Genomic DNA, 21,926 nt, shown 5'->3' with positions numbered 1-21,926 from the left:
TGGCAATTGGGAATAAAAGCATGATGGATAACAAGAGCCGTGTGAGGTGAGAATCTCAAGCACGGTTCTGTGAGAAGCTTGGGCTGAAATGCCCTTGCTTACTCGACTGGAAGAACACCCAACAACTTTTTGTCGGACAACATCAGCCAAAGTATTGCAGGTGAGAACACCTGAAATGGCTTAAATACCTTCATGTTGACATTGAAGCAAAGCCTTGATAAAAAGTTCTTGATGATTGACTGTCTGCTTTCTCTTGGTGAAGGCAGACAGTCAATTGTTTTAGGGCTTCGCATGGCGTAATTCCAAACCTACCGAAGTACGTGGTTTGAAACCTGCCCAAGTCCCTTCGTTGGAATTTTCTTTGAGGTCCAAGTACTTGTTGTAATCCAAACCTTTGAGGCGAATGCCCAAGAATGCCGTGACAAAGTGCTGATTGATGTTGTTGATGCGGCGTTCGTTCCATGCCGGTTCGGCATAGCGAAGGTATTCGTCAATGTGTAAGCCCGGCGCTAAAGCTTCCGTTGGCGGCGGATTGGGCGCTACATTGTGTCGCGCGTTGAGGTAGGTCAACATAAAACGGTCGGCATTGACGGCGCCGTCATAAATGGCTTTGATGCCTTTTTCATAGCCCGATATATCGTCCTGACTTCCTGCGACAAAAAACGTGGGTATGTTCAGACCTTTCAACCCTTCGGCATCCCAAACTCCGCGTTCCATGCCCCAAGGTGCAAAAGCCACCACGGCTTTGATGCGCGAGTCGAACGAGGCTTTGTAGGCTTCGTTGCCCGTCATGCGCATTTCCAACGCTTTGCTGCCGGCGGTCATTTGCCCGAAAAACTTCACGGCTTGCGCACTGTATCCTGCCCCGGCCACATTTAGCACGCCATAGCCGCCCATGGAGTAGCCAATCAAAGCAGTATTGTCTGCATTGACCAAACCGGATAGAAAGCTTTTGCCGTTTTTAGCACCTAAACGCGCCATTTCGTTGAGAATAAACAAATCGTCCAATGAGCGATTGAGCAACGTACTGGGAAAAGGGGCCGCATCCCGAAACGTAGATTCTGTATGGTCGATGGCTACGACTACATAGCCTTTGGAAGCCAAATTTTCGGTCAAATAGGTCAATAAATAGCGCGAACCCAGATAGCCGTGAGACACAATAAGCAGTGGATACGGGCCATCCGTTTTGTCGGTTGGAGCATCGCGTAAGGTACGTCCAGCAAACTTAAACGGTATCAAAGGCCGTTTGGGGTCATTGCTGGAGCCCATTACTTGGTCGTATTCAATGAGTTGGTTTTTGTCGGGAGCGATGGTGGCCGGGTACCAGACTTCCACCGTCAGCGGTCGGTCATAGAGGGAATCTTTGCCGTTTTTGGAATGAAGAATATCCAATTGCTTTTTGTTGACCAATTGTAAGGTTTGAACACCTACGCCGTATTTGCCCCGTGCAGCCAATTCGGGGGCGTCCGGCAGCAAATCACCGTACACAAAGCTGTCTTTGGCAGTTTGAGCATTCGTTGTGTTTCCAAAAAATAAGCCTGTTAGGGCCAAGAGAATAAGGAAAAGTCGATTGAATTTCATGAAGGGTTTGAATGGTTTAGTTTTGTCACGCTGAAAGCGTCTAAGAGTATGTTTAAAAATTTTCTGCTTCGTATTGGCCATTTTGGCAAGTTTACTTTGGTGAGCGCCTTCATTTCTTTTGCGGCTTCGGCCGTCCGATTGCCCAAAAGAAACGAACAGGGCCGCATGGCGGCAAAGAAAAGGGCAGCCTGTCCAAAGCTCCTCCGCGCAAGCCTCACGCGCACCACGCTGGACAGGCACTCCCCCGCGCAAGGTTTTATCTATTAGTGATTTACAAAATTTAAACATACTGTAAAGTCCGCGAAAATAGCCGCTTTCAGCGTGACAAATGCAAGGAAACAACTAATTTTCTTTCTCCGCACCAAATGGATTGGGGGCGGCAATGATGGAGCCAAAGAAAATGGCGTTCAGGAACATTTTTTCGGTGCCGTACCAGATGCCCCGGAAGTTGGGATTATCAGAAAATAAAACAATGCGTCCGGTGCCTTCCGGTGCGATAATGACCCCTGCTGAGCCACTGATTCGTTTCAAGGTTTGCGGATGCACATAGCCCGTCAAATAGGGTTTTTCTGTGTATTGCACTACCGTATTGTACGGGCTGACTGACGGCTCTAAAAGGGTGTTATTGTTGCGATAAAGCGTGATTTTACGGTTCTTATAGCCAAATCCAATCGGGTGCGTGATGTCCAAATCGGCTTCAAACATCGTTCCTCCCGTTGTTTTAGAGCCTTCAGAAGCGGAGGCATCTTCGTAGTTGATTCGTCCGCGTTTGGCGAGGGAGGCAGAATCTACTTTTGTCGTCAAAGTACGCAGTTTTTCTTTGACCATCTCACTGCGAACGGCCCATTCCGTAGCGGTTTTGAGGGTAATCAATGTGCCGCCGTTGGCAACCCACTGCTTGATTTTGAACGCCAGAGAGCGGTCGTATTGCCCCGATACCATCACGATGACATTGTAACGATTTAGATTCACACGAGGCAACGTATTGATATCCACCTTGCTGATGGGCATTCCTACCTGCGTGTCGAGCAAATGCCACACTTCGCCCGCCTCATAACTTGCTACACCCTGTCCTGTGACAACCAATGCTTCGGGTTTGGATACTTTTTGGAAATAATTGCTTCCTAAATCCATCCCCGTTTGGCTATAACCCGTAGCGATGCCTGCAAAGTTGACTTCTGCTGATTTTCCTATTGCTTTCATTGTTTCGTACAGGGTTTCTTTGCTCATTTTTTGCCCTTCGACTGGAATCATCAACGCACCGTGTCCGTAGGTTTTATCACCGATTTTAAAGGAACGAGTCGCTACTTTGACCATTATGTCCTGTTGCAATAAATTGTACAAAGCCTTGGTGGCCATAAAATCGGAGTAATCCAACAAATACGCGTAATCTGATTTTGTCGGAGCAATTACATTTGCCTGTACAAAATCATCGCCAATGTGGGCACCTTTGGTAACAGCAGTTTTGATTTCGGCGTGCGAAAGACCAAACGCCAGCGGCATATTCCAGGCCGAAGCGTCGTAAAAAAGACTGTCGGCAAATTTGGTGGGTTTTTCAAACATACTCTGCACCATGCGGTATTGAGGCTGGGCAGTGGGGACAATAAGGGCTTTGCCTTTTTCAAACGTTTTTCCGTCAATGGTCAGGTTATCAGTTAGTTGATAACTTTCAATGCGGTGATGAAACAGCGTTTGGGCAAATTTGCGCAGTTTGGAGGCATCGTTGGCATCTCCTACGATGTAGCCTTTGATGGCACTTTTATTAGCTTCGGTAATAGACGAGGCAAAAAACTCACGCTGAAATTTGAGCAGATTTTGGCGTTCGTCGAGCGCGGCCTGACAGGTGGCCAAAGCACACACCAATTGGTTCCGAATCGTAAAGGCAAACGTGACGGGGCCGTGTTGGCTGTCCTGAATAAAGCCGCGTGAACTGGCCTGTTCAAACAACAAGCCTAAACCGCCCTGAATATCGGGGTAGCTGGAACCGTAGCCGGGATACAAATTATCGAACGATTCTTTGGTATAATACAGCGAGCCAATGCCGTTGAGGGCTTTTTCGTAGTATTTCGCAAACTTCGTATTAAGGGTTTTGTACACGTACTGCGGCACCAACGGATTTTCGGCGTTTTCTTTGGAAGGTTCAAAGAAAAAAGTCGCATTGGTACCCATTTCGTGGTGGTCAGTGACCACGTTGGGCAACCATTGATGATAGAATTTGAGACGGTTTTGGCTTTCTACGTGAACGGCCAAGTACCAGTCGCGGTTGAGGTCAAACCAATAGTGATTGGTGCGGCCTCCAGGCCATACTTCGTTGTGTTCGCGGTCGTTGGGGTCAGTCACAAAAGGGGCTGCCTTATTTTGATTGACCCAACTCACAAAACGGTCGCGGCCGTCGGGGTTCAAAACGGGTTCGATAAAAATGAGGGATTCGTCTAACATTTTTTTTGCGTCGTCGTCTTCGCAGGCCGCCAAATAATAAGCCGCCAATAGCATCGCTTCACCGCCAGAGGTTTCGTTGCCGTGGACGTTGGCACCGAGTTGCACCAAAACGGGCATTTTGGACACGTCGGGTAGGGGAGCGGTGGGGTCAACCAATTTAAAACGGTCATTTTGAATAACGGGGAGTTTGGCCATGTTGGCCGCTGACGAAAATAACACGACCAACTGCGGGCGTTTTTCGTGTGTTTCGCCAATGACATTTACCGAAACACGGTCAGAAAGGCGGTCAAGTTCATTCATGTACGCCACAAGGCGGTCGTAGCGGGTTTGATGCTCACCGATGGCGTATCCTAAAAATTGTTGGGGAGAAGGAATGGCAGCATTGAATTTTTTGCCTTGAAAAAAGTAGTCATTTTGGGCATAGGAAGTGAGTGCCCCGCAGACCAGTAAGGTTAGGAGAAATTTTCGCATGTATCGAGGGTTTTTAGTTTGGTTACGAAGTTAAGGATTTCGTATTAAAACGAGTTGAAAAAATATAACTGAAAAATAAGTTGTATAACTGAAAAATACGTTATATGTTTGGTGCATGGAAGAACTAACACGCACCGAAGAGCGCATCATGCAAATCATTTGGGATTTGGGACGATGCTTTGTCAAAGATGTCATTGACCGCATGGACGATGACCCCAAGCCTCCTTACAACACCATTTCGTCGGTGGTGCGGATTTTGGAGAAAAAAGGCTATATAGGATTTAAAGCCTATGGCAAGACCTACGAATACTTTCCGATTGTGCCCAAAGAAGAGTACGGAAAACAAACCTTTCGCAAGGTGCTGGCCAATTATTTTGATAATTCGCCCGCGAGTTTGTTGTCATTTATGGTGAATGACAAAACGTTGGACCCCGCTGAAATCGAACGACTTCGCCAACTTATCAATAACCAATGACATGTTTCTGATCGTGTATTTGCTCAAAGTTTCGGCCTGTTTGGGACTATTTTATGGGCTGTACTATTTTTTGTTTCGACGGTTTACCTTTCACCGTTTGAACCGCATTTACTTATTGTTGGCCTTGTTGCTCAGTTTTATAATTCCGTTGGTAGAATTAGAGCAAAAGCGAATCGTAGAGATACAGCCTGTAGTAGCGGAACCTATTTCTCTGCCGCAAAATGAGGGTCTTGAAGAAAAAATCAATACCAAGGCTGCTGAACCTGAGGCAATTGTAAGCGATTCAGCCAATATCCTCTCTTCTTTTGAAAATACACCTGCGCTGACATGGGATGAGTGGAGTATAGGGGTTTACGGTATTGGGCTTTTCATAGCTCTGATGGTATTAGCACGAAGACTTTGGAAAATAGCCCTTTTGAGCAGAAAACGTCAAAATGACGCCAACAAAGAGTGGGTAGAAGTGTCGGAATCCTTTACAGCTGCTTCCTTTTTTGGACTTATTTTTTTGAATTCACAGGCATTGACCGAAGAGGAAACGCAACAGGTTTTGCTCCATGAGCGAACGCACGCCCAACTGTTTCATTCGGTAGATGTGCTGTTGGTTGAGTTCTGTAAAGTGATTTTATGGTTTAATCCCGTTGTGTATCTCTGCAAAAAATCGCTGGTCGAAATCCATGAATATGAGGTAGATGAGCGCTTGGCGGCCCAACTTGACGCCAAAACCTACGCCCATTTGATTTTGAAATTGGCAACACACTCTTCGCATTCATTGATTCATTCGTTTGGAAAACACCCCGTTACAAATCGAATTCATTTCTTATTTCAAAAACCAACAATAGCCATGAAAAAATTAGTATATGTCTTTCTACTGCCGCTGATACTGGCCGGAGTTTTGGCCTTTGCGCCGCGTAAAGAAGTGTTTGTGTATAAAGAAAGTGTGGCCAAAGAAAGTGTTACGAAAGCTAAAACCGGTAAAGATGTGCCGGTGAAGGTGTATCCATTGAGAGTACATAATAAGCATGTATGGTGGTATTTTGAACAACAAAAGAAGGCAAAGCCTAAATATTTTAGTGATTATAACCTTACACTGAATGATTTGGTAATACTGCGAAGTGGAGCTATTTATTATTTAGTAAATCCTAATTCGCTCAATATCAAAGATATAAAAATTATAAATGGAATCCTTGCAAAACCATATAAGCTGGAAATAGTAATTACGGAACAAGCTGTGGATGTGGCAGGGAAATTGTCTAAAATCGGTTTGGCTGTTAAAAATCTTAGAACAAATCAACTGTCTACCCCTGAAATTATTGATATGACAGAGGCAAGAGAGTTGGGGAAACAGGGTGCTTATTTGGATTTACAAATCAAAAGCCCAACCCGAAAGGCGCACATTGCCTTGTGTTATGGAGATGAAAAATTATTCATCACCCAATCTTCCACTACTTCAAAAGAGCATTTGATTGATTTATTTATAGGAGAGTCATGTACTTTAAAACTCAGTCAAGACCAAATTGAATACTTTGTTTATCCTGATAAAGTAAACTTGGAAACTTTTCAAAGAGTGAGTTCTTATTTCAAAAAAGCAGGTTTTGATTTAATGATGAAAAACGAAAAGTATTCTACATTTGACCAACAACTTTTATCTTTCGATTTAAAACTAACAAATGATAAAAATAACGCCATAAATCAACCGGTTGTCTTGAATGATTTAAGGCACTATGATTATTTTGGGGGTGAAAGGCATAGGTTTGATGAGCCTATTACTATCCGAGCTAATAAAAATACAGGTAAAGTACAAATTGAAACCACATCAGAGTGGGCAGATGCAATGAAGAAAAAAGGTCATTTAAAGCCTTTTGTTCCCGAAAAAGCCGAAGTTAAGCCCCAAAAAACGGCCCAAACCGAAGTAATTACGAATGAAAATTCAGTGGAGTTTAGCAAGGTTGTGAAAGAAATGTACTCGAATGATATTTTCTTCAAACGAGTTCAAATAAAGACAAAAACGGAAGGAATAAAAGATAGGTTAATTTTTACCCGAAGAGGCGAAAGGATCACAACATTTAGCTTAGATGTGGCTGCAGGAAAATCTCCGATTTATTATTTGGATGGAGTGAAGGTGATAGAGGAGGTTGTCAAGTCATTACGTCCTTCTCACATAAAAAAAGTAGATATACTTGAACCTGAGTACAATAGATATGCTGCTTTTGTAAAAGAGCACAAAATTGATGCTAAAAATGAAAAAATTGTGTGGATGGAAAGAAGAGAGTTTGATTTTAAAAAACTCCCTGCACCAACTATAAAGCGGCAACAGCCACTTCATGTAGTATGGTATCAGTTTGCTGATACCATACGCACTTTTTTGCCGGCCAATGACTTGGGTAAAAACCCGTTGGTTTTGATAAACGGTGAAGAATTTCCGGCAAGTGTCCTGACGCGCGTTGATCCAAGTAAGTTTGGGATGACTTTTGTAGCAAAACCCAATGACCCAAAGGCCATTTCAAAATACGGAGCACGGGCAGTGGATGGAGTGGTCGATATAAAGACGATTGATGATTGCTTTTTTAAGACGGAAGAAGAACGAATGGTAGCCGTAGAAAATGTACGTAAAGTGCTGAATATGTTTAATGAACGATTGAGCAAGCGTTTTCTTAGAAACGATGAGGGTAATGAGGTGATGCTGATTGTTGTTCGAGGTTTTGTGAATAATAAGCCATTTTGGGCTGGTTTTCCTAAAGATGCTAAAATCATTTACCTAATAGATGGCAAACCCGTAAAGGAAGAGCAAATTGAAAACTACAAAGGGAAATTTCAGTCTGCATTAAGTTGGAAAAAAACGGGAAATTTCTCAAAGATGCAGGAGAAATACGGAGACCTCATTGCAGACTATGACGGAGGCATTGATTTGAAAACGACCCGCTAAATTTACTTTCATTGATGTAAACCGATTTTAAACGTTTTTTTCTATTTTTGGGTGAATTACACTTTTTCTTAACCTAAACTATGAAAAAAACGCTCTACGCCGCGCTGCTGGCAGCAGCCATTAGTGCACCGGGCTGGACACAGTCCAAAAAAGCCCCCAAATTGACTCCCGAACAGGCTCGTGTTGAAAAACTCAAGCAAGATGCTGTGGCTGGCGTTGAAAAACGTGCCGTCATGGGACAACAAATCAATGATATGTTGTTCAGCTTTTCGGAATTAGGGTTTCAGGAGGTTGAAAGTTTTAAGTACCTGACTGATTTGTTGGAGAAAAACGGCTTTACCATCGAAAAAGGCATTTCCAATATGCCCACGGCGTGGTTGGCCAAATGGGGAAGCGGTAAACCCGTCATTGCTATTGGCTCTGACGTGGATTGCATTCCCAAAGCTTCGCAAAAACCCGGCGTAGCTTATCAGGACCCCATCGTCGTGGGCGCTCCCGGCCACGGCGAAGGCCATAATTCCGGTCAGGCGCTGAACATCATTTCGGCGTTGGCCGTGAAGGAAATCATGGAACGCGAAAAAATCTCTGGAACCTTAGTTCTTTGGCCAGGGGTAGCTGAGGAATTGGTAGGAGCCAAGGCCTTTTTTGTCCGTGATGGTTATTTCAAAGACGTGGATGCGTGTATTTTTACGCACGTAGCCAACAATTTGGGCGTTTCGTACGGCGACGCGGGCAACAATGGCTTGGTGTCGGTACGCTTCAATTTTGAAGGAGCTGCTGCTCACGCTGCAGGTGCCCCTTGGCGCGGTCGGAGTGCATTGGATGCCGTAGAATTAATGAACGTAGGCTGGAATTTCCGTCGCGAACACTTAGAATTGACGCAGCGCTCGCACTATGTCATTCCTGACGGAGGCGATCAACCCAACGTTGTTCCTTCCAAAGCCGCCGTTTGGTATTATTTCCGCGAACGTTCGTATCCCAAAATCAAAAAACTGTTTGACATTGGGGTCAAAATTGCCGAAGGAGCTGCTTTGATGACGGATACCAAATTTAGTTACGAAATCTTGGGGTCGGCATGGCCGGGGCATTTTAGCAAGCCCATTGCGGAAGCGATGTATCAAAACATTAAGAAAGTAGGTTTGCCCACGTGGTCGGAAGAAGATCAAATGCTGGCAAAGGCTTCTCAAAAAGAATTACAGGCTCCTAAAATAGAAGGCTTGGCGATGAAAATTGATACCATTGGCCTACCGGCAGATTCTCCTACCCGAATGATGGGTGGACAAGGTATGTCTTTGGGCGGAGGCTCCGATGACATTGCTGATATATCCTGGTCGTTGCCAACGGTTGTTTTGCGCTATCCATCCAACATTCCCGGACTGCCCGGCCACCACTGGTCCAATGCCATTTCGATGGCGACACCCATTGCGCACAAAGGTGTAGTGTATGGAGCCAAAGCCGAAGCAATGACGCTGATGGATATGCTGTTGAAACCCGAAATCATTAAAGAAGCGTGGGACTATTACAAGAATGAGCAAACGAAGGAAATGAAGTACGAGCCTTTGATTTCGCCCAAAGAAGTGCCTGCTGTGTATCTGAATCGTACCATTATGGAGAAATTCAAACCCGAACTTTCGAAATATTACTACGATCCTACGAAGTATAAAACGTATTTGGAACAATTGGGAATCAAATACCCGACCCTTCGGGATGACCAAAAAGAAGAGTTGAAGAAAGTGAAAATAGAAGGCGGGAAGTAGCCTGAACAAAAGGCAAAATAAGCCAAATAAACAGTCTGTTTATACCGTAGATACAAACGAAAGAGCCACTCGCAAGTGGCTCTTTTGTTGTGTTTTAGGCTTGCCTAACTATAGTCACAAGGTAAAAGGCATTAAGGTTACAAAAGGCATATCGAAAAATAATTTGACTTTCATTCCAACCTTTTCATCTCCATCCGCGTCTTTGTGGGTAAGACTGCCTATTAACTGCGACATTTCTAATCAAATAAAAAAATCTATTGGGGTAAACAATAGAAATAGGTACCAAAAAAGCGCGACCGTTGGCCGCGCTTTTTTTATGAATTAGGTTGCCTGTAAACTATGTACTGCCCCTACTGTGGACTTATGGCATGAATCCCGTCTTCTTTCAACGTGATTTTTTTCTCTTTTAACAACCCACCCACGGCTTTTTTGAAGTCTTTCTTGGACATACCAAAGGTGCGATAAATCAACGCCGGGTCTGATTTATCCGTAAAAGGCAGGAAGCCGTTGGCGGCTTGAAGTTTGTCGTAAAGGTCTGATTTACTGCCTTCAATGCGATTGTACGATTGCTCGGTCAGTGCTAAATCTATTTTTTGGTCACTTCTGATTTTTTTGATAAAACCAATGGTCGGTTTTCCCAATTCGATGGGTTTGAAGACTTCATCGCGGTACAAAACGCCCATATACCGCTGATTGATAAGGGATTTGATACCCATGTCGGTGTATTCGTAAGGCAAAAGATCTACCTGCATTCCTTCGGAAAGTTCGGAAACATCTTCTTCTAAAAAACGCTCAATTTTGGCCGAAGCTACGATTCGGTCGGTTTGAGTATCCAAGTGAATGAAAACCAAAAATGATTTGCCAACTACCATGTTTTCGCGTTGTTGTTTGAAAGGCACAAACAAGTCTTTGGGCAGACCCCAGTCCAGAAAAACACCCAACGGGGTGGCAGCGTTGACTGTTAAATAGGCAAATTCGCCAACGGTGCCGTAAGGTTCAAGACTTGTGGCAATAGCGCGGTCTTCGGAATCACGATAAATAAATACATCCAGAAAATCGCCGATTTCGACGTCGGCAGGTACGTATTGAGTAGGCATCAAAATTTCGTCCTCATAACCGTCCAAATAAATTCCAAAATCCAATTGTTTGATGACTTTCAGGCGGTTGTACTGCCCCATACGTAAGCTGCGATTTGCCATAAGTAATGGTGAATGAGTGATTGAGTGATTGAGTGAATTGTGAATCCCGCGAGGGTTTCGGCCACTTTTGTGACACAACTTTAAAACCTAAAATTAAAGCAGAAAACTGCGTTTAAAGTCCGGGAATACCCAGAATTAAATTAGGATTGGGGCAAAGTTGCAAAAATTTTTCGCGTTCACGTAGCGTACATACTCCGGGGAAGTCACCTTTTTGACCCAGAAGGTCGTTCATAAGTTGAAAATGAAGATGCGGAGGCCAGTCGCCGTTGATGGGGAAATGGCCGAATGTAGCGATTTGTTGCCCTTTTTCGATGGTTTTTCCTTCGTATACCCCTTCCAGAGACTCCAAACTCAAATGTCCATACAACGAATAAAAAGTTTGATTTTCGAGCTGATGTTCCAGAATAATGGTGGGGCCGTAATCTCCGAAATTGTCATTGTTGGCAAAACTGTGTACGCGTCCGGCAAGCGGTGCAAAAACGGGTGTGCCGGCCTCTGCCCAAATATCGATGCCGAGATGAATGCAGCGCGGTTCCTCCGTTTGTTGAAAATGCGCACTGCGGCGGTAGATGGTTCGGTGTTCGTTGTAACCTCCTACGCCCACCACGGCGTTTGCATACCGTAATTTTCCAAAAACGTACGTGGAAAATGATGCACTGTTTCGTAAATCAACAAACTCTAAATCGGGATTTTGATCCGTAAAATCCAAAATCAGGTACCTGTCCTCCGACCAATTGAAAGGGACAACGGAGGCAAACGTATCGGCGTATTTTTTGAATAATTCTGTCAAAAGAATAAAAAATGTAAAACCGCATGGGCGGCCCCGTGTAAACTATGAACTATAAACCGTGGACTGTAAACTGTTAACTTACTTATTTAGTTTTTTCTGTAATTCTAACCCTTTTATATCGTAAGGATCAAGAATTAAGATGGCGTTGCTGAAAGCTTCCAGAAAACTTCGGTTGTCAGGTTCAGAAAGACTGTATTTTTCCCAGCCGGCGGCCCCTTTTTTCAATTTTTGAAGTGCCTCATTTTTGCTGTGACCGCCGCTGTTAGCAGGGTAAGCTTCGTTTATTTTTAAAACCACCCGCGCATATTCAGGATAGTTAGGGAGATTGAACAAGGAGTCTGCCTGTTGGCCTAAGGCCGTTGTATCTACTGCTACGGGTGTTTTAATGCTGTTGGTAAGGGTTGAATCGGAAGAAACGGCCTCTGCTTTTTTAGAGTTGCCTCCAAAATAAATGACGGCAAAGGTAATAATTCCCAAAATGGCTACCGCCCCCACAATCATCATCGTAAGGTCTTTTTTAGGCTTCTCTTTCTTTGGTTCTTTGGGCTTCGGATCGGATTTTACATAACCGCTTCCTTCCAAATTATCTTTGGGAGTAGATTTATCGGCATTTGCCGAGGGAGTTGAGTTGGACTGGGAACCTGACCCAAAAACCGAATTGCTCAACGAGGCAAAAGGGCTTTCGTCAAAAAATTCAGTTTGATCTTTTAACGCTTTTTTAGGCTCAACGACCGGAGGTAGTGGCGGTGCAGGAAGAGTGGGTGCTTTTCGAATGTCCTGCAATACTTCTTCCGCACTGCGGTAGCGCAGATTAGGGTTGACTATCAGGCACTTTTGGATCACTGTTGCGTAAGGCTCTTTGATTGTTTTAAAAGACTCGGGCAACGATTGCTGATTCATTCGCTCGTATACCTGTCGGAGTGTACTTTCGGAACTGTCGTCAATTTTATAGGGAACTTCACCCGTCAATAATTCGTGCAAAATGACCCCAAACGACCATAAATCGGTATTGCGGCGTATCTGTTCTCCTCGGATTTGCTCGGGAGAAGCGTAATTGAGTGTTCCTCCTTTAAAACTCTGCGAAATCACGCTGTTGGAAATCGAATCAGAAAACTTGCTTAGGCCAAAGTCGGTGATTTTGGCCACGTACTTGCCGCGCCATTTCTGAATAAGCACGTTGCGGGGCTTTAAGTCGCGATGCACCACTCCCTGTGCGCCTGTGTTGTGCAAATGACGGAGTCCTTCCAAAATACCCAATGCCAAGTCGTGTTTGTCGGAATCGGTCAGTGCGGGGTTTTTGATGATTTTATCCAGGCTGCCCATTGGATAATACTCCAAAATGGCAAAATCGTGCAAGCCCGCCCATTCCACCGAAAAGCGATAGCATTCGTCATAAAGGGCAATATGAAGGTGCGGGTCTACTTTGCCGACGGTTTCAAACTCGTGTTTGAGCGAGTGGTTTTCGTTGGCCATATTAACCGGCGCGACTTTAATGGCTACAGTAGAGCCGCTTTCGGTATCGGTAGCTCGAAATACTTTGCCAAAAGCCCCCTCACCAAGAATATCGTTGGTAGGGTCGTAGCGGTAACGTTTCTTAAAATCGTCGTAAGTCATGATTTATCAAACGGCAATGTGGCAATTGTTTAGCCAAAATACGATGGTTTTGGTTGAAAACCGTCAACGGGAGTTATATTTTTATTGAACGGTAAATGAAATCATTTGCTCATACGGCGAAAGTCTGCAAAGTTGCTTTTGCGGGAAGGTGAGCAGATTGCACGGAAGATAATTTTTGTACCGTAAAATAAATAGCAGGTCGGGTAAGTGCTTTGTTTAAAGATTCTTTGACCGTTCACTAAAATTAATGATCTCCGCATATTCTTATTTTGTAAATTAGCCATCGCTTAGGTAAATAATTGTCAAACAAGGGGTAACACTACAACTCAATGCAAGTAATCTTGATTGGCCGAGGAACTGAACCCGTCCCCGGACAGGTCGTTTTCAACTCACGGGGGGTATCGGCCCAACATGCGAAGGCCGTCATTGATCCCGCTAAAAATACGATTGTACTCGAAGATTTAGGTTCGACCAATGGCACCTTTGTGAATGGATTTCGCATCAAACGCAAAAGCATCAGTCATAATGATATTATTCTATTGGCAGACCAGCGGCTGAATTTACAACAGATATTTGACGCGGCTCGCACCACTCGGGAAAATCCCAACGACTACTCAGTAGAGTTTGCAAAACTGCAGGGTGTATGGGACAATTACCAACTGCTTTTAAAACAGGCTCGGAGTAACAATGGGATGGATTCTTTCATGACTGTTTGTCTGATTGTAGCTCCCGCGCTCCTTTTGGGGCCTATTGCAGGAGTGGTGGTTGGAACGGCAGCAGGGCTGGGTGGGGGGGCAATGCTCGGAAGCAGTATAGGAATGGCTGCCCGAGAATTATTTACAAAAAATAAATCTTCTAAAACCCAAAACTTGGTTACTGAAATCGAAAACGATTTTAAAATTCACTACGTGTGCCCTAAATGCAGCCGCTCTTTGTATGGGTTCCCTTACGAATATTACAAAAAACAAAAGCGTTGCGTACAATGCAGTGCGATTTGGATAAAATCATAAATCTTAAACGTTATCGAAAATGAATCAGAATGAACATACTCAGTTTTTTGGCGCTCCCGGCGAACCTGTTATAAAAACGCCTCCGGTCTCTCCTCCCAATATTCCCTTCATGGCTGCTGCTACGCCGCCACCGCCGCTTCCAGAAGTGGAGGTACCGCCGAAGCCGAAGCGTGATTACACAAAATTGGTGGGCAGTTTGGCGATTGGTACGGTAGCAATCGGAAGTGTAGGGTTCGTTTCCTGGGCAATGATCAATGGAGAGGAAACACCGGAGGTGACCCTGGCAGCCCCTGCTCCTGTGGTTCCTATCATTCCGGAAGCACCCAAAGAGGAATTGGTGGAAACTCCTCCGCCCCCTGTTGCGGAAGAAAAGCCGGCTCCGCCGCCACCGCCGGTTCACCGGCCCGTTGCTGCGGTACCCAAACCAGAGCCTGTACCGATGGCTATGCCTGTATTACCCGATGAAATCAGAATCGCCAAAGTCAGTGACGATTCCGAGTTTAGAGATGCTTTTCTCGAAGCGCGCGAGCAGGTAGGGCCGGGGGGCTTGTTTGAATACAAAGGACAATGGTACAGTACGTATTCCATTGAAGAATGGAATAGGATGCCTGCCGAAATGAGAGAAGAGTTTACCAATCGCATTGAACCGATTGTAAGTCCCGCCGAACAGGAAGAAACGCCCGAAGCTGTGGTGGAAGCAGAACCGATTGTGGCACGTTTAGATACGGACAATGACGGAGAGATAGATACCATCCTATCGGATAAAAACCACGACGGGTTGGCGGATATTGTCATAAAAGACGAGCCCGGCGAAGGTATTTCGAGCATTATGTACATAGACAAAGACAATGACGGCAAACTCGAAACGGCTATTCCCGTGTCGGACGAGGGGCAGGTATTGGAAGAACGCGCGGAAACGTTGCAGGAGCCTATTGAAATGCACATGCAATCAACGGGCTCGGTCGCCGGTTCGGGCGAGTTGTCGGAAGTGGTAGATTTGGATACAGATGGTGATAATAGACTTGAAACGGCAACGCCGTTAGGTCAGGAAGACCAACTCCTGATGGCGCAGATGGAACATGTGGAGATACTTAGCTTGGAAGATGATTCGTCGCAGGGAGTTTCGGATTCAGAAGATTCAATGAATTCTGAAACAGCGTAACTAAAAAGCGTCTGAGTTGGCTGTTACAATGTTAAATAAGTAAAAGGAAAAACCATGTTGGATGAAACCGGAATGTTGGGGATGCCTAAAAAAGCAGAACCCCAATCAAAACCTTCTCCTGCTCTCGCACGGTCGAGGGAATTGCCCAAAATATTTTGTCCTGATAAAATGACCCCTGCTGAAATGGCCGGAGCAGGTGTCATCATGTTGGGAAACATTGCTTTTGTGTCCTGGTGGGCAATGAATGATGAGGAAGCTGAGGTAATTGAGGTCATGGAATCGTCTTCTGAATCTGCTGAGATTTCTGAGGAAGAATCTGCGGAGCTTCACAGAACCTCGCCACCCTCTGCCGAAACCTCGGAAGGACATACAAATCCATCTATTTTGGAAATTGCGGAAGTCAGTCAGGACGGAACATTTAAAGATGCTTTTGATGCAGCACGAATTCAGGTAGGGATGGGAGGCGTATTTGAATGGCGCGGGCAGTGGTACAATACCTACACCACCGAGGAGTGGACCGGACTGGATTCTGTGGTGCAAAACGACTACTTTGCTGTGTTAAAACCATTTGCAGAAAACGACGCCTTTTTACCCAATTCCATTTTCATTCCTGATAACGGAAAAATCGCTCATGTAGAAGAGCTTCATCATCATTCGTCCGATTTGCACCAGGGTGACCATACCTCTGGTTTTACCCATCCTCCTAACGAAACGCACCATGATACGTTGGATGAGCATTTTCCGAATGCATAAAACTATTGACTAACAAATGTTTGAATACGTTTTCCGTTGCAAAGAGTGCCAACACACTAAAAAAGGGCAATCGCCGGTAAAATTGCTGCCAGGCAGTCCTGCGAAGCTCAATTGTGTGCAACAGCGCCCCGATAAGTGCATTTATGTAGTGATTCAGGAAGCCGGGGCTATGCCGCCCCCCGCTCCAACTGGTAGCTATTTGCCCTCTGATTTTATGCCGCCTATTCCGCCGCCGCCTGCTGATTTTTTTCGGACAACGGAGCCCAACGGAGGAAGCAATCCTTTTCTAAAACCGCCTTCGCCAGATGCTGCCAAACAACAGGATGCTATTTTTCAGCAGACGGGAGCCGTTGGATTTATTGTGGTACACGACGAAAATGCAACTGCTCAAACCTATCCTTTGCGTATTGGCCCTAACGTTATCGGTCGTAAAAGTTCGGTACCTACGGCTGATATTTTGATTGAAAGCGAAGACGCAATGATGAGTCGCCGCCACGCGATTGTGGAAGTGACCCGTGATAAATTCGGACAGTTTCAGTACTTGATTTCAGAAGCCGGAAGTCGAAACGGAACCTTTGTGATGGGCACCAATGACCCGATGCGAAAAATCAAACTCGAACCCGAAGATATCATTTACCTCGAAGACGGAGATACTATTCAAATGGGGCGTACCAAGGTGGTGTTGCAAACTACCAAAGCCGCAAGTAACGCTCGCGATGCCGCCCGCAACGTGCAGAGTACGGATTATTCCAAGACCATCATTTGGTAAGTAATTTGAACTAATTATGGCAATCACTATTCATCCCCCTTTGGGTTTTACGTTTCAGGGTCAACGCGAAAACAATGAGGATTCCATTTATCCGCCTGCGGGAGAGGCTACCGCTCAACATCGCTTTTTTATCGTTTGCGACGGCGTTGGCGGGGCTCAAAAAGGAGAACTGGCCAGTCATATTGCCGTGACGGGGTTTGCGGATTATTTTACCAAACACCCTTCTTCGGTCTATTCGGAAACGGTAATTAAAGCGGCGTTTGCTCATGTACTCGAACAGTTCGACGCCATGTTACAGCAACAACATCTGTTGCGAGGTATGGCTACTACCCTCACTTTTGTCGGGGTTGGAGAAAAGGACGTCACTGCTGCTCATATCGGCGACAGTCGCATTTACCAAATCCGACAGGGTACCATTGTTTTTAAAAGTGAAGACCATTCCAAAGTCAATTACCTGCTCAAAACGGGACTAATCACAGAGCAACAGGCGAAAAACCACCCCGAACGAAATGTAATTACCCGAGCGATTCAGGGTTCGCATAAAGAAACAGACATTGAAATCAATCAACTGACGGATGTACAACCGGGCGATTATTTTTTTCAGTGTACCGATGGGGTGCTCGAAAATTTAACTGATGAAGCCTTGTGTCAGATTCTGGATAGCGAACAAAACGACGCTAAAAAACTCCAACTCATTCTTAACCTGTGTGAAGGCAATACGCGGGACAATTATTCGGGTTATTTGGTGCAAATCGCGGAGGTAGGGGAGCCGCTTATTGCCAAAGAATGGGTCGAACCTATTCAGGTAATGGCCTCTAACGAGATGGAATCTACCTTTGATGTTCCCGTTGAAAATAAGCTTGTGGTCGAAACACCCCCTTCTGCCAAGCTGGGACAGGGGTTTTGGTACTTGGGCGTGTCTGTTTTGTTGATAGGGTTGGCATTTGGAGCCTATTGGTTTTTAAAGCCACAAAAAATTGCCCAAAAACCTACTCCTGTCAATTCAAAACCTCCTCCCGAAAAAAAGGCTGATACTGTACCGATTACCCAAAAACCAGACCCCGAAATAAAAAAAGCAACGGTTGCTTCCGTCAATTCAAAGCGTCTGCCTTCTAAACCCAAAAAGACGGAGATTGCTTCTGCGGATTCTCTTTCTAAGCCCGATCAAAATGGGGTAACTGCCAATACATTATCCTTTAGTAAAAAGAAAAATCAGGACACGCTTCAGAAAAAAATCCCCGGTGGATAAAATATCCCTGAAATTTTTGACCGTTCAATAAAAACACGAACTTTAATTCTTATTGTCCCTTTGATTTTCAGTAAATTGCATCAAATACCACTACTTGAAATATAAGTTGTATGACTATTAAGAGATGGGTACTTTTTGTGTTGTTGATAGGAAGCAACCTGTATAGTTGGGGGCAGTGGAGTGAAATTACGACCGAAAATACGCGAATTTCCAGCGATGCCAGTACTGCTTACAATTCTACCTTATACGGAGTAACTCCCGATGGGACAGGCGGGTTCATTATGGCTTGGGTAGAAAGAGAAGGCAATGCCGCTGCCATGTATGTGCAACGTTATGATGCCAATGCGAATACCCAATATATCAATGCGGCGGGAAAACGCGGACGACTTGCCTTTTCGGTAAATGGCTTGAGTGACCCAAATTGTGCCGACGGAATTAAAAGTGTTGGGTTGTTTCGAGCCGATGGGTCTAATCAGGCAATTATAGTGTATCGAGTAGTGAAATCGTCCAATGCCGAACTTTATCAGCAAGTCATTAACATTAGTGACGGTGCTCCTCAGATTTTGGCCAACTCAGGCATTGGGCATCAATTAGCATTGTATACCGGCGGCGATTTGGAATGGAGTGCCTCTTTCGTGCCGAATGGAGGCCGATTGGCCGTTGTTTCTACGTACCGTACTTCTGGAGGAACTTCAGATATAAAATTGACTCTGATTAATTTAAGCAGTCCTACCGCAGCTCCTACCGAAGTGGTCTCTGAAGTAGAAGCGGGAGATCAGTCTAAGCCTCGGGTATTTGGTGCTGCCTGGGGCAGCGGAGTGGTGGTATTTGTGGCTCACAGTGACAACAATCGCCAATTACATGTCAAACGATATACCCTCAGCGGCAGTACTTTAACCCGAACCCATACCGGAAGAATTGATAATGCCGCAGATATAGAGCAAATCATTCATATTCAGAATGCTATCGTTCAGCCCGCCACCGACGAAATGGTGGTGTATGCCCGCAACGGAGGTCAGGTTGGGGTAGGAACGGATGTACGAGCGCACCGTTTTCGTCATAGCAATGCAACGTTGATTGGGGTGACCAACATTTTTAAATCTTCCGCCCTAAATAATGTGAACGTAGCGGGCGGAATTTCAGGGCTTACCTGTTTTTTGTACCTAAACCAATCGGATAATGCGCAGGTAATGCGGATTTTTGACGGGGTGACTTCATTGAGTAATGAGTTGGAGGTCATAACAAGGGGATACAATTCGGGAGGGAGTTCCATAACAGGACTTCTGATTGAGGATGTTTATTTAGGAAATAAAAAATATTTCATGACCGGAATATTTAATAACAAAATCTATGGGCAGTTAATTAACGTTTCCAATACTTATCAGGTGAGCCGCAGTTGGGCAGATCCGGGCAGGGAAATTTGCGGTGTCAACGATTCTAAAAGTCGTGGAAACCTCAAATTGTCGTATAGTTTGGGTTCCGTCAATCCGTATTTGGCCATGTGGGAAGACGAACGTAACGCCACCGGTCAATGCCGGGGAGATGTATATGCTCAGACCTTTGACATTAACGGAAACCTGCCGGCAATCATCCAAAAACCTACAATAGCTGCCAACGTTTGTCTCGGAGCCAGCGTCCCAATTAACTTCGTTTGGCGGACTCAGGTGTTTTCCAGCACGTTTTCGGCGCTTGTCCTGAATGAAGCAGGTACAACCCTTGTCAGAACGTTGGCTCCCTCCGGCACTACTACTCCGTTGAATGTCACTATTCCTCGCGATTTACCGGTCGGACGTTATAAAATTCAAATCAACGGCGTGCCTGCACCTTCCTCGGTAACTTTTCCTTACAAATCACCTATCAGTGATGTTTTTACGGTCAATGCCTTACCCACTATCCGCGCAAGCGCTATTCCGGCGGCAACATATTCCGTAGGCGATACCATCAAATTACAATCTTCCGGTGCAACTACTTATGAGTGGAGTGGCCCGGTTTCTTATACATCTACCCAACAAAATCCTACTCGCCCCAATGCGACGGTTGCCATGAGTGGGAAATATACTGTAAAAGGCACGAATGCCACCACCGGGTGTTCGGATACTTCCTCCGTTACTGTCACGGTAGCGCCAGTAGTGGTGACTATCTCCAAACCTACTCTGAATCGTACTTCACTGTGCTTGAAGGATACGTTACGGATGAGTTTTACAACCACTGGAACGTTTAATGCCGCCAATGTTTTCAGCGTTGATGTAATGAATCAAGCTGGTACTTCGGTGGTTTTGGCAAACGTCGCTACTTCGCCCACGAGCCCGATTGTGTACATCATCCCCGTTAGTTTACCCACCGGAAGTTATCGTGTACGAATAAAAAGCAGTAATCCGGCAGCAACAAATGTGGCCAATAGCGATGTATTTACCGTCACTTCCACCCCAACCATCGCTGCAACAGCCAACGGTACCAAACCATTATCGGTATGTGCCGGGGTAGCCGTGGCACTTTCGGCGACCGATGGGTTTGCAACGTATAGTTGGAGTGGGCCGAGTTTTACGAACACAACCCGTTCGCCGCAACTGACCACTCCCGTTTCCGGCATCTACGTGGTGACGGGAACCAGCACCTGCGGAACGGCCCGTGATACGGTCAAAGTAACCGTAAATTCGATTCCGGTTCCCAATGCAGCGTCTTCTAAATCCACGTATATTGTTGGAGAAACGATACAACTTACTTCGGGAAGCGGAACGGGCTATACCTACGCCTGGACGGGCCCCAACGGCTATACTTCCACCCAACAAAATCCCTCAATCGCCAACGGGACAGCGGCGATGAGCGGAAATTATGAGGTAACAATCACTGCCAATGGCTGTACTGCCAAAGGAACGGTAAGCATTAGCGTAACAACCCAACCCGTTACGGGGATTGATAACGTGTCTGCCACCTCTGCATCAGCCTGTCCCGGAACAGGCGTTGATGTTAATTTTACCATTATACCTTCTAACGGCGTGGGTACCTTCAACGTATTTTTAATTGATGCCAACAACCAAAAAATAGGTACAAGCTTAGGCAGTGGTACTCGAAGTCCTATTCGGGCTACGATTCCTGCTTCGGCAGCCGCAGGGACAAATTACCGATTGTTGGTAGAAACATCCGCAACGGTGAATAAGTCGAGCACCGCTGCATTTTCGATTCTTCAACGGGCTACGGCTCAGATGCTAAGCCCTCGAAATGACACCTCCATTGTAGCCCGAAAAACGGGCGATAATTTGGCGGCTCGGGTACGGATACAGGGAAGCGGGCCTTTTACGCTCACTTTCAGCGCAGGAACCCGTAACGTACGTAATGCTGGTGATACGACCCTGACGTTCCGATTTGACAACGACGGTACGTTTAGTTTTCAGGGCATCAGCGGGGTTTGTGGTGTAGGGAGTTTGGGAGGAACCCAAAACTTGAGAATTACGCTCAAACGGGTGGTGGCAGTGGAAGAAGATACGTTGGCCAAATCCGTCGTATCGGTATTTCCCAACCCGACTTCCTATTGGCTCACTATTCAAATCAAAAATGGAAAAGCGGGTCAAACGACTCAATTGCGACTTTACGACGTAAAAGGAAGTTTGCTCAAAACCCAATCTTTTTATAATCTACAGCATCAGTGGGAGATGGGTGATTTTCCCGCCGGAAACTATTGGCTGGAAGTGGTTCAGGGTGATAAGAAACAATCGTTTAGAATTGTAAAGGAATAG

Annotated in this window: 14 protein-coding genes; 9 read left to right on the top strand and 5 right to left on the bottom strand. The window is 45.5% G+C overall.

From position 1 onward, the window contains the following. Positions 1–279: 279 nt before the first annotated feature. Together Q0081_RS31250 and Q0081_RS31245 are read right to left on the bottom strand one after the other, a co-directional pair. Positions 280–1,581, bottom strand: coding sequence for a dienelactone hydrolase (locus Q0081_RS31250; RefSeq protein ID WP_298362967.1), 1,302 nt, complete (start codon positions 1,579–1,581; stop codon positions 280–282). Between the two features lie 342 nt (positions 1,582–1,923). After that, positions 1,924–4,491 carry a M14 metallopeptidase family protein gene (locus Q0081_RS31245; protein WP_298362966.1) on the bottom strand — a complete coding sequence of 856 codons (2,568 nt, stop codon included), beginning with the start codon at positions 4,489–4,491 and terminating at the stop codon, positions 1,924–1,926. A 115-nt stretch (positions 4,492–4,606) separates the two neighbouring features. On the opposite strand from Q0081_RS31245, the gene Q0081_RS31240 reads away from it, so the two are divergent. From Q0081_RS31240 to Q0081_RS31230, 3 genes are all read left to right on the top strand, one after another. Next, positions 4,607–4,966 (top strand): BlaI/MecI/CopY family transcriptional regulator, encoded by a 360-nt coding sequence (locus tag Q0081_RS31240; RefSeq protein WP_298362965.1) that lies wholly within the window; start codon positions 4,607–4,609, stop codon positions 4,964–4,966. Between the two features lies 1 nt (position 4,967). Next, on the top strand, positions 4,968–7,889 hold the full coding sequence (locus tag Q0081_RS31235) for a M56 family metallopeptidase (RefSeq protein ID WP_298362964.1): 2,922 nt from the start codon (positions 4,968–4,970) through the stop codon (positions 7,887–7,889). Positions 7,890–7,969: 80 nt separating this feature from the next. Then, positions 7,970–9,646 (top strand): amidohydrolase, encoded by a 1,677-nt coding sequence (locus tag Q0081_RS31230; protein ID WP_298362963.1) that lies wholly within the window; start codon positions 7,970–7,972, stop codon positions 9,644–9,646. A gap of 350 nt (positions 9,647–9,996) precedes the next feature. On the opposite strand, the gene Q0081_RS31225 is transcribed toward Q0081_RS31230, so the two are convergent. From Q0081_RS31225 to Q0081_RS31215, 3 genes are all read right to left on the bottom strand, one after another. Beyond that, positions 9,997–10,845 carry a S1 RNA-binding domain-containing protein gene (locus Q0081_RS31225; RefSeq protein ID WP_298362961.1) on the bottom strand — a complete coding sequence of 283 codons (849 nt, stop codon included), beginning with the start codon at positions 10,843–10,845 and terminating at the stop codon, positions 9,997–9,999. A gap of 112 nt (positions 10,846–10,957) precedes the next feature. Continuing rightward, on the bottom strand, positions 10,958–11,635 hold the full coding sequence (locus tag Q0081_RS31220) for a peptidoglycan DD-metalloendopeptidase family protein (RefSeq protein WP_298362959.1): 678 nt from the start codon (positions 11,633–11,635) through the stop codon (positions 10,958–10,960). A 78-nt stretch (positions 11,636–11,713) separates the two neighbouring features. Further along, positions 11,714–13,249, bottom strand: a complete 1,536-nt coding sequence (locus Q0081_RS31215) for a serine/threonine-protein kinase (RefSeq protein ID WP_298362957.1) — start codon at positions 13,247–13,249, stop codon at positions 11,714–11,716. A 329-nt stretch (positions 13,250–13,578) separates the two neighbouring features. Between Q0081_RS31215 and Q0081_RS31210 the strand changes: the two genes are divergently transcribed. The 6 genes from Q0081_RS31210 (at position 13,579) to Q0081_RS31185 (ending at position 21,926) form a co-directional block, all read left to right on the top strand. After that, positions 13,579–14,259, top strand: coding sequence for an FHA domain-containing protein (locus tag Q0081_RS31210; protein ID WP_298362955.1), 681 nt, complete (start codon positions 13,579–13,581; stop codon positions 14,257–14,259). Positions 14,260–14,278: 19 nt separating this feature from the next. Beyond that, on the top strand, positions 14,279–15,421 hold the full coding sequence (locus Q0081_RS31205) for a hypothetical protein (protein ID WP_298362953.1): 1,143 nt from the start codon (positions 14,279–14,281) through the stop codon (positions 15,419–15,421). 54 nt (positions 15,422–15,475) lie between these two features. Then, the gene (locus Q0081_RS31200) at positions 15,476–16,174 is read left to right on the top strand and encodes a hypothetical protein (RefSeq protein ID WP_298362951.1); all 699 of its coding nucleotides are present in this window, start codon (positions 15,476–15,478) and stop codon (positions 16,172–16,174) included. Positions 16,175–16,190: 16 nt separating this feature from the next. After that, the gene (locus tag Q0081_RS31195) at positions 16,191–16,943 is read left to right on the top strand and encodes an FHA domain-containing protein (protein WP_298362949.1); all 753 of its coding nucleotides are present in this window, start codon (positions 16,191–16,193) and stop codon (positions 16,941–16,943) included. A gap of 16 nt (positions 16,944–16,959) precedes the next feature. Beyond that, the gene (locus Q0081_RS31190) at positions 16,960–18,192 is read left to right on the top strand and encodes a PP2C family serine/threonine-protein phosphatase (RefSeq protein ID WP_298362947.1); all 1,233 of its coding nucleotides are present in this window, start codon (positions 16,960–16,962) and stop codon (positions 18,190–18,192) included. Positions 18,193–18,302: 110 nt separating this feature from the next. Beyond that, positions 18,303–21,926 carry a T9SS type A sorting domain-containing protein gene (locus Q0081_RS31185; RefSeq protein WP_298362945.1) on the top strand — a complete coding sequence of 1,208 codons (3,624 nt, stop codon included), beginning with the start codon at positions 18,303–18,305 and terminating at the stop codon, positions 21,924–21,926.

Origin of the sequence: Runella sp. (assembly GCF_027484545.1) — a bacterium.
GTDB lineage: Bacteria > Bacteroidota > Bacteroidia > Cytophagales > Spirosomataceae > Runella.
Note: the sequence above shows the minus strand (reverse complement) of the source record. Positions and strands in the feature narration are given on the sequence as shown.

Excerpts from the sequence above, each read along its gene's own strand:
- Q0081_RS31190 (WP_298362947.1), top strand. The coding sequence starts at position 16,960 with ATGGCAATCACTATTCATCCCCCTTTGGGTTTTACGTTTCAGGGTCAA.
- Q0081_RS31200 (WP_298362951.1), top strand. The coding sequence starts at position 15,476 with ATGTTGGATGAAACCGGAATGTTGGGGATGCCTAAAAAAGCAGAACCC.
- Q0081_RS31250 (WP_298362967.1), bottom strand. The coding sequence starts at position 1,581 with ATGAAATTCAATCGACTTTTCCTTATTCTCTTGGCCCTAACAGGCTTA.
- Q0081_RS31240 (WP_298362965.1), top strand. The coding sequence starts at position 4,607 with ATGGAAGAACTAACACGCACCGAAGAGCGCATCATGCAAATCATTTGG.
- Q0081_RS31225 (WP_298362961.1), bottom strand. The coding sequence starts at position 10,845 with ATGGCAAATCGCAGCTTACGTATGGGGCAGTACAACCGCCTGAAAGTC.
- Q0081_RS31230 (WP_298362963.1), top strand. The coding sequence starts at position 7,970 with ATGAAAAAAACGCTCTACGCCGCGCTGCTGGCAGCAGCCATTAGTGCA.
- Q0081_RS31195 (WP_298362949.1), top strand. The coding sequence starts at position 16,191 with ATGTTTGAATACGTTTTCCGTTGCAAAGAGTGCCAACACACTAAAAAA.
- Q0081_RS31245 (WP_298362966.1), bottom strand. The coding sequence starts at position 4,491 with ATGCGAAAATTTCTCCTAACCTTACTGGTCTGCGGGGCACTCACTTCC.
- Q0081_RS31185 (WP_298362945.1), top strand. The coding sequence starts at position 18,303 with ATGACTATTAAGAGATGGGTACTTTTTGTGTTGTTGATAGGAAGCAAC.
- Q0081_RS31235 (WP_298362964.1), top strand. The coding sequence starts at position 4,968 with ATGTTTCTGATCGTGTATTTGCTCAAAGTTTCGGCCTGTTTGGGACTA.
- Q0081_RS31215 (WP_298362957.1), bottom strand. The coding sequence starts at position 13,249 with ATGACTTACGACGATTTTAAGAAACGTTACCGCTACGACCCTACCAAC.
- Q0081_RS31205 (WP_298362953.1), top strand. The coding sequence starts at position 14,279 with ATGAATCAGAATGAACATACTCAGTTTTTTGGCGCTCCCGGCGAACCT.
- Q0081_RS31210 (WP_298362955.1), top strand. The coding sequence starts at position 13,579 with ATGCAAGTAATCTTGATTGGCCGAGGAACTGAACCCGTCCCCGGACAG.